This window comes from Acidobacteriota bacterium (genome assembly GCA_016196035.1).
Classification (GTDB): Bacteria; Acidobacteriota; Blastocatellia; order RBC074; family RBC074; genus JACPYM01.
This window is the reverse complement of record JACPYM010000099.1, coordinates 101,162-116,087: the sequence shown is the minus strand read 5'-3', so window position 1 is coordinate 116,087 and position 14,926 is coordinate 101,162. Positions and strand designations below refer to the sequence as shown.

Here is a 14,926-nt window from a genome sequence, read left to right as displayed (position 1 = left end):
GACAATCACACTGGGCAAACTGGAGAGTCGTTGACACGATTCTCTACGGAAAGAAATACAAGGAGCTATAGATCGTATGAAGAACAAATTTTTCGCATTGATGACGATGTCTTTGGTGACCATGGCGCTGGCGCTGGTGGTTTCGGCGCAAATGAAGAAAAACCCGAACAGCCCGCTGCCGATTCCGCGTGGGCAAAAGGTCTCGCTGACCTGCACGCCGGGTGGCGGCAAAGACGTGTCCACGCCGCTTTACGTCAAAAACCCGACGGCGCAAGACATCGCGGCGAACACCCTGATCTACTATTCGGCGACGCAAGGCGGCACCCCGACGAACAGCAAGCAGACCGCCGGCCAGATTCTGAAAAAGAACAATGGCAACGAAATCAGCTTGCTCGGCCCCCCAGGCGGCGTTGCTTCGTGCCAGGCTTGGATCATCAAGTAAGACAGCGCAGCGGCTACATGATGGCTTGGCTTAGCTGAAAGGCATCCCCAGACAAGCTGTCCGGACGCTCCTGTTCCACCGCAGTGGGGCAGGAGCGTTGCCGTTTTCAGGGGCGGCTTGGCGATGGAAATAAGCCGTGCCGGGCCAGGTGCGATGGCTTCTGCGGCATGGGCCAAAACGAATTGCGAAAACAGGGGGCGAGCGAATGCGGCAGTCAACGTGAAGATAAAAAGAAAAAGCAGGAGAAGGGAAAATGATCGAGACGAACAAGAGCAATTTGAGCAGCGAGCCGGCGAGCGAGTTGCCGCGCACGGGTGCATTGCCCAAATCAGGCAACTTATGCCATAACCTGGGTGTCACCGCGCGCGTCCAACCAGAGCCGTCACAAGCCAAGTCGCTCTGGCAGGGCGCGCTGCAATTGGCCGAAACGGCAGCCGGCGATGACCCGCTGCACTTGGCCCAATTTCTCGATCATCTGGCAAAACTTTATGAAGCGAATGGCGACCAAGCCAAAGCGGTCCGGCTCTATGAGCGGCTAGCGCGTGTGCTCGAATCCACCAGGCCACAGCCCACACGGCCACAGCCCGCTCGGACGCAATCCGCCGCCGCGCGATCCGAAACAAATCGCTGGCGTTTGCATACCTGGCAGCGTTTGGCGGCCTTGCAACAGACGCAAGGCCGCTTAAGCGAAGCCGAACCTTGGTTGCGCCAAGCGCTGGAGCTGGCGGAAACCGCCTTTCGCAAATGCAGTCCCGAAACTGGCGCGGTGCACCATCGGCTGGCGATCCTGCTGCAAGCGCGGCAACGCCTGGACGAAGCCTGCGCGCATTACGAAGAGGCGCTGGCGATCAACGAAACACTCTTTGGCGAAGAGCACAGTTCCGTCACCGATCTGTGCCGCGATCTGAGCCGGTTGGAAATCGCGCGCGGCCACTGGGCCGAAGCCGAACATTTTGCCCATCGCGCCTTGGTGACGCGCGAACGTGTGCTGGGCGCGGCCCATCCGGCACTGGTGCCTGACCTGAAACTGTTGGCGGCGATTCAGGAAAATTTGCAGCGGCACGCGGCGGCGGAACAACTTTACCGCCGCGCCGTGGCGATCGTTGAACGCCGGTATGGCCCCGAACATTACGAGATGGCCGTGTTGTGGCAGGCCCTGGCGCGCTTGAGCGGCGCGCCCGCAGCCGAACGTTGTTATTTGCACGCTCTGGCCATCAAAGAAAAGCTGCTCGGCGTGCAAAACCTGGAAGTCGCCGAATTGCTGGAAACCCTGGCGCAGTTTTACCAAACGCAACTGCGCGAGCAGGAAGCCGAGGTTTACCGCCAGCGCGCGGCGCAAATCTTCGGCAGGATGAAGGATGAAGCCTGAAGGGCCAGTAGAGCGGGGCGCTCCCGGTCCGAGCGCCGAAAATTTACAGGGAAAAATCTTTTCTCCCTGTAAATTTTCCGGTGCTGGTGAAGCGTTGACGGCACATCTGGGAGCGCAGGCATCCTTGCCTGCTGTAAGAAAAGCCGCGTAGCTTTCCTTAGATCGGATGGCAGAGCGGTGTACGGGTGGCGCGCTGGGGGCAGTACCGCGCGCGTCAGCAAGCGGAGACTCAGGGTGTGCCGTATTGCGCCAGCGTTGACGCACCGCTTGCTGACGCGCGCGGTACTGCCCCCAGCGCGCCACCCGTACATTCAAATGCAAACTGATCTAGTACTCCATCAAGCTGAAAATGAGGGATGTAGGGCGGGATTTAATCCCGCCCTACATCCCGGATGCGCTCTCAGCATCCATCACTTACAGCTTGATGGAGTACTAGCCTAGTCTTCGACCTCAATCTGGGGCGGGAAAAGGAGCGCTGCGCAACGTCTTTCATGGCAGGCAGAGATGCTTGCGCTCCCAGGGAACAGCCCCGAATTTTTTACAGGCAGAAATCTTTTTGTGCGATGAGTGTTTTACGGGCCAAAAAACGCTTGTGTAGTTGACGCCCCATAACTTTGCGAATTTACGTCAACTGGAGAGTTCACTGTGAAGCGGAGTCGCAGCTCAATACAATTCGGCATTTTTTTCTACGGGCTTTTCAACAGACGCGCCTGGAGCGTCTGTTTATGGCTGGCGCTGGTCAGCACGGGCGTGTTGGCAATCGCGCAAACCAATGTGCCGACACTGACCGGCCTGGCCCCCAATTCTGCGCAAGCCGGTACGCCCGGCTTGACCATCACGGTCAGCGGTTTGAATTTCAACCGCCTGACGACCGTGCGCTGGAACGGCGCAGATCGTCCGACCAATTTCATTTCGACCGCGCAATTGACGGCGCTCATCACGGCGGCGGATTTGGCCGTGGCGGGCACCGCGCAAGTGACGGCCTTCAATCCCGGCGCAGGCGGCGGCGCTTCCAATCCGCTGATCTTCACGATCACCCAACCCGCGCCGCCCGCGCCGACCTTGCTCAGTCTCAACCCGAACGCGGCGAATGCCGGCGGCCCGGCCTTCACGTTGACGTTGAACGGCGCGAATTTCGTCAATGCATCGGTCGCGCGTTGGAACGGGTCGAATCTGCCGACGAATTTCTTGTCAGCGACACAATTAACCGCGCAGGTTCCCGCCAGTGACATCGCGGCACCTGGCAGCGCCAGCGTGACCGTTTTTACGCCGCCGAACACAGCAGGTGTGGGTGGCGGCACGTCCAGCCCTGTTTCCTTTACGATCAATCAAGCGGCCAATCCGGTGCCGACGTTGATCAATCTCAATCCCAATCAAGCGACGGCGGGCGGCGGGGCGTTTACGCTGACGCTGACGGGCGCGAACTTTATCAATGGCTCGGTCGCACGCTGGAATGGGTCGAATCGTCCGACGCAGTTCCTCTCGGCGACACAATTGAGCGCGCAAATTCCCGCCAGCGACATCGCCAATGGGGGCAGTGCCAGCGTGACTGTTTTCAATCCGCCCAACACGGCGGGCGCAGGCGGCGGCACCTCCAATCCCGTCACGTTCACGATCAATGCGGCACCGACTCCCACACCGACACTCATCAGCCTCAATCCGAACACGGCGAACGCGGGCAGTCCGCCGCTCAACTTGATGCTGACAGGCACGAATTTCGGCGTGTTCTCGGTGGTGCGTTGGAATGGCGCGAATCGTCCGACCACCTTTCTTTCGGCGTCGCAATTGAGCGCGCAGATTCCCGCCAGCGATCTGGCAAATGCGGGCAGCGCGAGTGTGACGGTCTTTAACACCGATCCCAATGGCGCGGGCGGACTCAGCTCGAACGCCTTGCCCTTCACGATCAATCAAGCGCCCGCGCCTGTGCCGACGCTGACCAGCCTCAATCCAAACACGGCGAACGCGGGCAGCGCGGGCTTCACCTTGATGCTGTCGGGCACGAATTTCAGCAACACGTCCGTCGCGCGCTGGAACGGCGCAGATCGCCCCACGACTTTTGTTTCGGCGACACAGTTGATGGCGCAGATTCCGGCGACAGACATCGCCAACGCGGGCACGGCTTCGGTGGCGGTCTTCAATCCGCCGAATGCGGGCGGCGGTGGCGGCACGACGAACGCCTTACCTTTCACGATCATTCAGGCCCAGAACCCCGTGCCCACGCTCATCAACGCCACGCCGAACCCGATTCAGGTCGGGACGCCGGGCGTGACCTTGCTGGTGACGGGGGCAAATTTCGTCGCCGGTTCGGTGTTGCGCTGGAACGGCGCAAACCGGCAAACGACGTTCATTTCAAGCACCCAGTTGAGCGTGTTGATTCCCGCGACGGATTTAGATGCAGCAGGCACGGCCAGCATCGTGGTGTTCAATCCCGCGCCCGGCGGCGGTCAATCGAATGCGCTAACGATCAACATCAACAACCCCGCACCCATCGTCATTTCGATTACGCCGAACGCGGCAGTTGCGGGCAGCCCCGCGTTCGCCTTGACGGTCAACGGCAGCGGCTTCATTGCCGGTTCGGTCGTGCGCTGGAACGGGCAGAATCGCACGACGCAATTCATCAACGCCACGCAACTCGGCGCGCAAATTCCCGCGACCGACATTGCCAACGCGGGCGTGGCGAACGTGACCGTCTTCAATCCGCCCAACACCAATGGCAGCGGCGGCGGCTCGTCGAACCCGGTGCCGTTCACCATCAATGTCGCGCCCAATCCCGTGCCGCGCCTGACCGCCCTCAATCCCAGCGCGGCCAATGCGGGCAGCGCCGGATTCACGCTGACGGTCACGGGCGCAAATTTCATCAACAGTTCAGTGCTGCGCTGGAATGGCACGGATCGCCCAACGACGTTTCTTTCGGCGACGCAACTGATGGCGCAGATTCCGCCCACGGACATTGCCAACACAGGCACGGCGACGGTCGCAGTCTTCAATCCGCCCAATGCCAGCGGGGGCGGCGGCACGTCGAATAGCTTGCCGTTTACGATCAACCAAGCGCCTGCGCCCGTGCCGACCTTGACGAGTTTGACGCCCAATGCGGTGAACGCAGGCGGCGCGGGTTTCGCCCTGATGCTGACCGGCACGAATTTCATCAACACCTCGGTGGTGCATTGGAACGGTGCGAACCGCCCGACCACAATTGTGTCGGCGACGCAATTGATGGCGCAGATTCCCGCGACGGACATCGCCAGCGCGGGCACGGCGGCAGTGACGGTGCTCAATCCACCCAACGTGGCAGGCGCGGGCGGCGGCACGTCCAATGCGCTGACCTTTACGATCAACCAACAGCAAAACCCTGTGCCGACGCTGACCGCTGCCACGCCCAATCCGCTCGCGGCGGGCGCACAGGGCGTGACGCTGCTAGTCACGGGCACGAACTTTGTGGCGAATTCGGTGCTGCGCTGGAACGGCGCGAACCGCCCGACGATGTTCGTGTCGGCCACGCAGTTGAGCGCGCAAATCCCCGCGTCCGATTTGCTCAACGCGGGTACCGCCAGCATCGCCGTATTCAATCCCGCGCCGGGCGGTGGCCAATCCAACGCGCTGACGATCAACGTCAACAATCCCGCGCCCGTCATCGCCGCGATCATCCCCAATTCCATCGTCGCAGGCAGCGGCGAATTCACGCTGACGATCAATGGCAACGGCTTCCTGCCCGCGTCGGTCGTGCGTTGGAACGGCGCGAATCGCACGGCGCGCTTCGTCGGCGGCACGCAACTGGCCGTGCAGGTGCCAGCGGCAGATGTCGCCAACACGGGCACGGCTCAAATCACCGTGTTCAACCCCGTGCCCGGTGGCGGAACTTCCAACGCGGCTGTCTTCACAATCACGCCGCGCCCGTTGCCACCGCCGACCTTGAACACCGTCACCGCCAGCGCCGTCGCCCAGGGCGCGCGGCAAGTGCGCCTGACGCTGATCGGCGCGAATTTCCGGCCCGGCGCGCGCGTCGTGATCGGCCCGAGCGAAAGCAATGCAGGCTTGATGCCCGCCGCCGACATCCTGGTCGAATCGGTCAATCGTGTGAACGAGACGATGATTTACGCTGTCGTCAGCGTCGCCAACAACGCCACGCTCAACATGCGCGCGGTAGACGTGGTCAACGCCGATTTGACCAGCACCGGGGCGAATGGCTCGCGCACGACGAAACCTTTGCGCGTGCAGGGCGGCAGTTCGCTGGGCGCGCCGTTGCAGATCACCAGCGTGCTGATCATCTATCCGCGCAACGGCACCGTCATCTCGCAAGGCGAGCGACTCATTGCCGAAGCCGTGCTGGCAGGCGCGGGTACTGGCACCGTGATCGGCCAATGGTTGTGGGATGGCAACGTCACCGAGCAGTTCGCGCTCAACTTCACGGCGGGCGAGCGCCGCACGCTGCGCCCGAACAATCCGCTGCCGACGATCTATCTGGGGCCGCACCGGCTCGAAATCAAAATCACGTCGCCGAACATGATTCAGTCGCCGCCGGTCGAGATCATCATCAACAACGGCACCTGGAAGATGTTGCGCCTGCTCGAGCCCAATTCCGGCGCGGGCTATGTCGCCGAACAGACGCCGGTGTTGCGCTGGACGCCCGTGCCCGGCGCGATGAAATACCAAATCGGTTTTTCGACGCAGCCCTTTTTTAACACGATCACGCAATGGCACGACGTGACGGGCACCGAATGGCAGGTGCCGCTCGCCGTCTGGCAAGCCTTGCCCGAAGGCGAATTGTGGTGGACGGCGCGCGTGGTCGAGACGGCGGGCAATTTGCGCGAACCCGCCGCGATGCGGCGCATCAACCGTTTGACACCGGGCGCGCTAAAACCTGTCGCGCTGACTTCACCAACGGACACGACGATTTTGGAATGGCAGCCCGTGCGCGCGGCGGTCATTTACCGCGTGACAATCACCAGTGACGTAGCGGGCAAACTGGTGATCAAACGCTTTGCGACCGCGAATGCCAAGCTGGATGTAAAGAAGCTCTCCGACAAATTTCAGCCGGGTGTGCTGTATTACTGGCGCGTCGAAGCCTTCAATTTGAAAGGCCGTTTGCTGATGACCAGCGAGCGCTACAACTTTTTGCCGAAGCCGCAGAAAACCAGTTCGTTGTTGCCGGTCGAAAAACTGGATTGGCAGATTGCCTGGCCGGAAGTGGCGGCGGGTATGGCGGGCAGACGTGACAGTACTGTGAGCGGGAGCGACGGGGTTTCAGCAGAATTGGCATTGCTGGCAAAGCCACAAACACGCTTTGGCAGCCCTGAAAGGGCGCAATTCAATAGCCGGGGGCATGGCCCCCGGAATAGCGCGTGTGATCCCCCGACCCTGAAGGGGTCGCAGACCGATTCAAATGCGACCCCTTCAGGGTCGGGCACGGAACTACCTTGTCCGGGGGCGTTGCCCCCGGCTATTGAATTTGTCCCTTTCAGGGACACGGCAGCCCATGATTTGAACCGGTCTATAGAGTCGTCACAGGCAGAGACACCGGTCACGTTTGTACCTGTTTCAGCGATGGCTGAATTGCAGGCCGATGTTGCCGAAGTTGATACGCCAAGCCCCGCTGCCGCTTCACCGATTTACGGTGCGCACGGTTGGGCTATTGGAAAAGAGAAGGATGACGCTGTGGCTGTGGCGCAAACCAAAACACCGGCAAGCACGACCGTCGCGCCAAAACAACAACCGGCACAAAAGACGGCGACTGAACCGCAAAATCAACCGGCGCAAAAAACAACAACTGCGCCGCCAAACCAAGCAGAGCCGCCAGCGCCACAAACCCAGACCGCGCCGCCGCCATCGCCCAAGCTGACCGCCATGATCGCCGCGCGTTCGCCCTTGCCTGACGCCTTCGTCAAAACCGCGACGCCGGCGGTCAGCATTGATTTCAACGCACCCATTCAACCGAGCGAGGTCGGTTTGCAAATTGACGACACCGATTACAGCGCGCTCGCCAAGATCACTGACAGGCAGGTCGCTTTTCAACCGACGATTCCGCTGACGAATGGAAAACACCAGCTTCTGTTGAACGTGGGCGAAGAAGCATTGGGTTGGTTCTTCACCGTCAATGCGGCGGCCACCACCGAACAGGCTGACCCGGAAACCAAAGGCACCGACGCGGAGCAAACGACGACAGCGACTGGCGCGGCGAATGCCGAAGCCACGGCTGCTGCCGAGGCCGCTGCCGCGCAGCAAGCGCCCGATGGCGCGGCGCCTGTGCCAGCCGTCGAAAAAGAATTCAAATGGGAAGCCGCTTCCAATCAGCAAGACATTTCGGGCAGCGAGCAGGACACGCACAACCTGTCGCTCTCGATGCAGGGCCGCTACAAAAACGGCCCCTGGCTCACCGAGATGAATGGCAGCGGCCTGCTCAATTCGTTGCTCAGCCCCAATCCGCGCCATTCGCTGGGCCGCTTCAACGATTACATCTTTCACTTTGGCCGCGAGTGGCCGTTTGGCGCGGCGGCCAATCCGGCGCAGCCCAATCCGGCGGCAGGCCAGCCGGGCCAAACTGGTTTGACAGGCCCGCAGTGGGGCATTGATTTGCGCTTCGGCATGGTCTCGCCGCAGAGCTTTCTGAACGCCGAATATGTTTCAACCGGTTTTGCGCGCGAAGGCGTCGAGTTGGCCTTGAAAACGCCGGGCGGCACGTTTGGCTTCTATCGCAACACCAATGACAAAGGCCAGGGCGAAGGCATCGGCTTCGGCTTTCATCAGCGCGTTTATGGCGGCAGCTACGACGCGCCTGCGTTTACGAAAGACCCGGAGCGCGTGAAGTTCCGTTTGATGTGGCTGAGCGCGAACGATGTCGGCGGCCATCCGCTCAAGATCGGGTATGACGTGGAAGGGAACCCCCTCACGCAGATTGACGCTTTCGCGACGCCGCGCGTGGGCGATTCGTATGGCAGTTTGCTGGCGGTCAAGTTGAACAAAGATTGGAACTGGGTCTCGGAATACGCGATCACCTCGAACAATGTGAATCGCCTCGCTGCCGAAGCGCGGCGGCAATTCGGACGGGCCTGGCGCACGGGCTTCGTCGGCACCTGGCACAAGGCGAATATCAGTTTTTCATTTCGCGATGTCTCGCCCAACTATTCGATTCCGGCGACGGCGTCGTTGACGCAACTCAGTGCGAGTGACCGGCGCGGCGTAGACTTCGCCATTTCGCGCAACACATTGTACGGCACCTTTTCCGGCCAGTACCAGTATTTGCAGAGCGATTTCCGCTACGACAATCGCGCGCACGTGGGCCTGAACAACGTCAATCTGAACTGGGCGAAACAACTGACGCACAAGACGGTCAAAGACGCCACCTTCAGCACCATGCTTTCGGTGGGCGCGAACGTTGCGCGCACCACGACCAGCAACCGCACGCAGCCGGGCATCATCGGCTTGGCCGATCAGGGCCGCGATGGCGTCAACGTCAATCTCACCGAGACGCTGCAAAAGCCGAAGCTGGGCGCGCTCGCCGTGACCGTCGGCGGTTCGCGCAACTGGTTCCGCGACACGGTCAATCAACGCGCCAACAACATCCTCACCTCGCTGAATGTCAGCACGAACTGGACGCCCGTCAATCCCTGGTTTCAATGGACGTCCACCGTCAGCGTCAACTGGCTGGCGGGCGAACGCTTCAGCGTCGGCGCTTCACGCACGCTGACGGCGTATATTCAACCGACGTTTAACTGGACGCGCACCGGGTTGTCGCTGACGCCGCTGGTGACGCTCAATCAACTCTCGTCGCAGATGCTGCAATTGCTGGAAGGCGCGCCGCTGCGCCGCCTGACCACGGGCGATATGTGGATGACCAACCACGGTGCGCGCCTGGCGTGGCAATTGCCGGGCAAGTACCGCTTCAACGTGCTGTCATTCGAGGGCAGCCAGATGTGGATGCGCGATGGGTTGTCAGGCATGACGCATCGCACGCCGCGCTTGTTGTTCCTGTGGACGATTGTGCAACCGGCCAAACCCGCGCCGCCGAAGGAAGAGAAACAGCCGCAGCCCGAAGCGCAACCGCAACAATCAGCGCCGCCAAGCCAAACAGCTCCCGTTAAAAATTAAGCCGCAACCGCGGAGCAATGCAGATCTTCACTGCGGCAAAAGCGCATAGCGGGACGGTACCGCGCGCGTCAGCAAGCGGCGCGTCAAGTCTGACGGACGGGTGCAGTAGCGCAGTCTCCGCTTGCTGACGCGCGCGGTACCGTCCCGCTATGCGCTTTTGCCGCAAATCCGATCTAAACAAAAAAGCGGAGGCCATTGCTGACCTCCGCTTTTCACATCGAATTGGGCCGTCCGCTTAGAAATTGAAGCGGAACCCAATCTGAATTTGCCGCTCACGGAAGAGCGTGCTATCCGCCGCTGTGACAGTCCCAAAAGGAGTGTTGTAATCCAGCGTCGCCACCGGATGCGTCGCATTGATGGCGCTGTTCAGGATGTACATCGTGCTGTTGATGCCGGTGACTTGCACGCGGTTCGGCACGTTGAACACCTCGCCCAGCAACTCCACGTTCATCTTCTCTTTGATGTAGAAGCGGCGTGACACGCGGACGTTGAAGATTTTCACGGTCGGCCCCGTGAAAGGATTGCGTTCCAGCAAGCCTCGCAGGGCGTTGTTCCCGCCCGAACGATTCAGGCTGCCCGCGCCGCCGCTGCTGCCCGTCACCGAACCGTCGTAAGCCAGACCGTTAAAGATCTGGACGACCGGCGCGATTGACCAGCCGTCAGCCAGGACGGTCACGGCTTTGTTGCTGGCCTTGACGCGCGGCGCCAGCACGGCGCTGAACACGAATTTATGCCGGCGATCATAATTCGACCGGCCCCGATCCGAGTCGGGATCGAAGACGTTGAACGGCGTGTTGTTGGCCGTGAAGGTCGTCGAGGTTTGCAGCGTATCAATCGCATTCGAGAGCGTGTAGTTCGCCTGGAACATCACGCCGCGCGCCATCCGATGATTGGCTTGCACCACAAAGGCGTTGTATTCGGATTTCACCTTGCTGGCGATCTCCGTAAGCTGCGCGTAAGTGGTCAGCGGGCGCGTGGTGGCGAAGAGTTGCACCGGCAGCGTTTTGCCATCCAGCGGCCCACCCACCAGCGGGAAGATTTGCGTGGTGGTCGGGGGCGTCAGATTGCGGTCGTAGAAGGTCGGCAATTTGCGCCCGATGCTGCCCAGATACGAGGCCGACACCGTCAGGTTGCGGAACAATTGGTGTTCGAAGATCAAATCGAACTGGTGAATCATCGGGTTGCCAAAGTCTTTGGCAAAGAACTGAATCGCCCCTGTGCCGGCGGGTGCCGACGTCAGCACGTTCGGGAAGATCGGCGCGGTCGCCGCCGTTTGCGTCAAACTGATCTGGGTTTGACCCGCCGGGTTGCCGGTGTTGATCAACGCGTTATAAACGGTCGAATTGATGATGCGTCCGTAATACAACCCGTAGCCGCCACGCACGGCAGTCTTGCCATTGCCGAACACATCAATTGCGAACCCAGTGCGCGGGCCGAAATTGTTTTTGTCTTTTGGCATGAACGACGTCGCTTCGTTCATCGTCCGGCTCACGTTCGGGATGGTATCGGTGGCGGCATTCGGAATCTGCGCCTCCGGCAATTGCTGGTATTCGTAACGCAGGCCCAGGTTGAAGGTCACGCGCGGCAGGAATTTCCAATCGTATTGCGCAAAGAAATTGTAATCAGTCGTCGCCAGCTTGGCGCCCAGCACGCCGAAGCCTTGCAGATAATTGCTGGTGTAGCATTTGCCGCGTGTGCGCGTGCTGGTCGAGCAGGGCACGGTGGCGGCGAGGGGCGTCTTCCAGTTGACGTAATCAATGATGAAGTCATTGATGTTGCTGTAGCTGTAAGCGCCGCTCTCGTTGCGCAGATTGCCCAATTCTTCGTTGACGCGGTTGATGTCCACGCCGAATTTGAGCGTGTTGGCACCCAGCGAGAAGGTCACGTTATCGGTGAACTGTTTGCGTCTTTCATCCGGGTATTTGGGCCGCTCCAGGAAGGTCGGCTTACCAAATTCGAGGCCGTTGGTCAGGAAGACGTCCGGCGCGCTGCCATTGAGCGCCGTGGCCGGTTCACCAGCCAGCGGCTTCTGGCTGAACTCATACTCGAGATCACGGGCGATCTGCATGCGGAATTCATTCACCACTCTCGAACTCAGCGTTGAAGTGAGTCGCGCCGTGACCCAATCAATATCCGCAAAATCGTCGCCGAAGCTGGCGCGCCCGCGCTGATTGACCGGCTGCGTTTGAATGCCGGCGGGTGAATCCCAGCGCTGGCGATTGTAAGTCAGCGTGAAGGTATTCTTGTTGTTGATCTGCCAGTCAATCTTCGGCAAGAACGAGAGCTGGTCGCCCCGGCGCGGCACCGTGCCGGTCAACGAGTTGATAAACGACAAGGTGTCATTGATCTGTGTATCCGTCAGGTTACGGCTCGGATTTTTCAGCGACGCAGCGTAGGCGTTGGCGCCAGTGGTAATGGTGGGATCCGTGTTGCGATTGACGGTATTCAGATAAGTCGGGCTGGTGAACACGCCTAGGCCGGGGAAGTTGCGCCGCTGTTGGTCGTAACTGAAAAAGAAAAAGAGCTTGTCTTTCTTGATCGGCCCGCCCAGCGTGGCGCCGAATTGATGACGCACATCTTCGGGCTTAATGCCCACACTCGTGCCCACGCCATTGACCAGCGTGGATTGGAACGCCAGCGGATTGCGCGCGCCCCATTCGTTGTTGCGCTGGAAATAGAATGCATCGCCGTGGAATTCATTGGTGCCGCTCTTGGTGACGGCATTGGTCACGCCGCCCGCCGAACGTCCGTATTCCGCCGAGTAGTTCGAGGTGTTGACCTGGAATTCGCGGATGGCCGATTGGCTGATCGAATAGCCCATGCGCGTGCGGCCACGCTCTTCGGAAAAGAAGGCCTGGTTGTTGTCGCCGCCATCAATCGTGTTGTTGTTGAGCAAACCTGAAATGCCCCGGAAGCTGATCAAGCCGAACGTGCCGTCGGGCGCCGAGCCGGGCGTCAACAGCGCGAAGTCGGACCAACGGCGGCCATTGATCGGCAGGTTGTTGATCGCGGCTTGATTGATGTTGGAAGAAAACTCTTTGGATTCGGTGTTGACCGGCGCGGCATCAGCGGTGACTTCCACGCTGGCGTCGGCGCCCCCAACTTTCAGCGTGGCGTCGGCTTCGGTCGTGCGTCCGACTTCGACGACGACGCCGGAGAGCTTGAATTCGGAGAAGCCCGCCGCCTTGACGGAGACGGTATAGCTGCCGGGTTGCAGGTTGGTGAATTTGTAGCGGCCTTCGGAGCCGGTCGCGGCGCTTTCTTCCTTGCCCGTGCCGACATTCCGCAGGGTCACGGTCGCGCTTGGAATGACCGCGCCACTCGGATCAGTGGCAGTGCCGCTGACCGCGCCGGTGACGGCGGATTGGGCGAACCCGAGCGCGCTCAAAAGCGCCAATAAAACTAGCGTGCGCGCAAAACGAAGAGCGATGCACATATTGAAACCTCCATTGGTTGTGCTGATCTTGGATAGCAGTGTGAGACTGTCCGCGTGACGGTCGGCAGACTGCCGAAATCCTGGTGCTTTTTTCATCCCGGCTGATGCGTTGAAGAATGCTGCGTCTGCTTCTGGACGCTCTGTAATCTTTGCCTGTAATGAATGCTTTATATTGGGACGTGCCAGTCGTCTGAAGTAGATGGCAGAGTAAATCAGCGCCAGCAGGCGGGTCAAGCTAAGTTCGGTTGAAGCCCGGAAAGTTTGGCTGATGCGGGGCAGGTTCAGTGACAGAAGTCAGGTTACGCCTTACCTTACTTGCCAGACGCGCACAAACTCGGCCAACTGCGGCAGCAAATCGGTCGCAGCGTGAATCAGTATCAACGCCCAAAGGTTTTTCGTCCGCGTCCAGATGACGGCGAAAAAGAAGCCCGTGGCCGAGACGATCACGATGGCGTAGGCGGCGGCTTCCAGGATCGAAGGGTGAGCGCCAACGGCCTCGACTGCGCCTGCGCCACGCAAGACGTAGCCCGGCGCGTGGGCCAACCCAAACACCAGCGCCATTACGATGACGCCGTTCAAATCGGAACGCAGCCAGGCCGCCAGCCGTTCGAGCAACACGGCGCGAAAGAAAAACTCTTCGACAAGGCCGACTTCAAAGACGAGCCAGGCGAAACAGAGCGGCGTGGCAATCAGTAACTGCCGCGTGCTGAATTCACTGCGGCGAATCGGCGCGGCGGCGCTGCCTAAAAAGTAATTCAGCAACAAGGCGGCCAGCGACATGCCGACGATGACTTTCCAATGCTTGCGCAACGCCCGCGCCGACAGGCCGAAATCGTGCCAGCGGTAGCCGAAGCCTTGCCGCAACGCCAGATACGGAATGATGACGAAGACTGCCAGTTTCTTGACCAGCGTGAAGACATATAGCGCGCGGGGCGAAGCCGTCACTGCATTGGGCAACAGTTGGTTGAAGCTGTGCGCGCCCACCATCAGGTACAGCGTGACAAGCACGACGCAACCCAGCACCGTCAACATCTCGTTGCGCGCGGGTTTGGTGAAGACGGGCAGCGGCACAGCGCCTTTGCACAACCACCACGCCAGCGCCGAAAAGCCTACGCCGAGGATGAGCAGGCCGAGCAGGCCCTCGCCGACGGAATGCCCGGCGCGGACTAGAAAGGCGAGCGAGAGAGCGTAAAGGAGCAGATAGGCGAGGACAAATTTGTTTTTGAAGAGTTGCAGCATCGTTGTGACAAAGGTAGGGGAAGGGCAGTACGGGGGAACGTGAGCGCAATGAGATTATAACGGTTTGCAGTTGAATGCGACCTGTGGTTGCCGCAGGTCGCATTCAACTGCAAACCGCTATAAGGCAAGAAAATTACTTGCCGCAAAAAAGCACAAAAGTCGCAAACGAAATTCTGTGGTTTGATCGGTTTTGAGTTTTTCTAGTCCCACCGGATTTTGTGGTTTGGTGTTTTCCAGCGCCAGCGGCGCGAAATGTTTATAGCAACTTAGCTCCATCAGGAGCGACATCTGAGCGCCGGCAGATCCCGCCCCGCTGGGGCTCGTGTGCCTTTTCGCACTCCAACTTAGCTCCATCAGG

The 14,926-nt window shown here is 60.1% G+C and carries 5 protein-coding genes; 3 read left to right on the top strand and 2 right to left on the bottom strand.

Going from position 1 to position 14,926, the window contains the following annotated elements; all coding sequences use genetic code 11:
* Positions 1-76: 76 nt before the first annotated feature.
* The 3 genes from HY011_28445 (at position 77) to HY011_28435 (ending at position 9,893) form a co-directional block, all read left to right on the top strand.
* Positions 77-442, top strand: coding sequence for a hypothetical protein (locus HY011_28445; protein ID MBI3426878.1), 366 nt, complete (start codon positions 77-79; stop codon positions 440-442).
* 253 nt (positions 443-695) lie between these two features.
* Positions 696-1,811: a tetratricopeptide repeat protein gene (locus tag HY011_28440; protein MBI3426877.1), complete on the top strand. Its 1,116-nt coding sequence runs from the start codon at positions 696-698 to the stop codon at positions 1,809-1,811.
* A 645-nt stretch (positions 1,812-2,456) separates the two neighbouring features.
* On the top strand, positions 2,457-9,893 hold the full coding sequence (locus HY011_28435) for a hypothetical protein (GenBank protein MBI3426876.1): 7,437 nt from the start codon (positions 2,457-2,459) through the stop codon (positions 9,891-9,893).
* A gap of 235 nt (positions 9,894-10,128) precedes the next feature.
* Here the strand turns inward: HY011_28435 and HY011_28430 are convergent, their stop codons facing one another.
* Positions 10,129-13,329: a TonB-dependent receptor gene (locus HY011_28430; GenBank protein MBI3426875.1), complete on the bottom strand. Its 3,201-nt coding sequence runs from the start codon at positions 13,327-13,329 to the stop codon at positions 10,129-10,131.
* 306 nt (positions 13,330-13,635) lie between these two features.
* Entirely contained in the window at positions 13,636-14,568 is a 933-nt protein-coding gene (locus HY011_28425) for a CPBP family intramembrane metalloprotease (GenBank protein MBI3426874.1), read from the bottom strand.
* Positions 14,569-14,926: the final 358 nt, after the last annotated feature.

What these genes read in the sequence shown, in the direction of transcription:
- HY011_28440 (MBI3426877.1), top strand. Translation starts at nt 696, where the DNA reads ATGATCGAGACGAACAAGAGCAATTTGAGCAGCGAGCCGGCGAGCGAG.
- HY011_28430 (MBI3426875.1), bottom strand. Translation starts at nt 13,329, where the DNA reads ATGTGCATCGCTCTTCGTTTTGCGCGCACGCTAGTTTTATTGGCGCTT.
- HY011_28445 (MBI3426878.1), top strand. Translation starts at nt 77, where the DNA reads ATGAAGAACAAATTTTTCGCATTGATGACGATGTCTTTGGTGACCATG.
- HY011_28425 (MBI3426874.1), bottom strand. Translation starts at nt 14,568, where the DNA reads ATGCTGCAACTCTTCAAAAACAAATTTGTCCTCGCCTATCTGCTCCTT.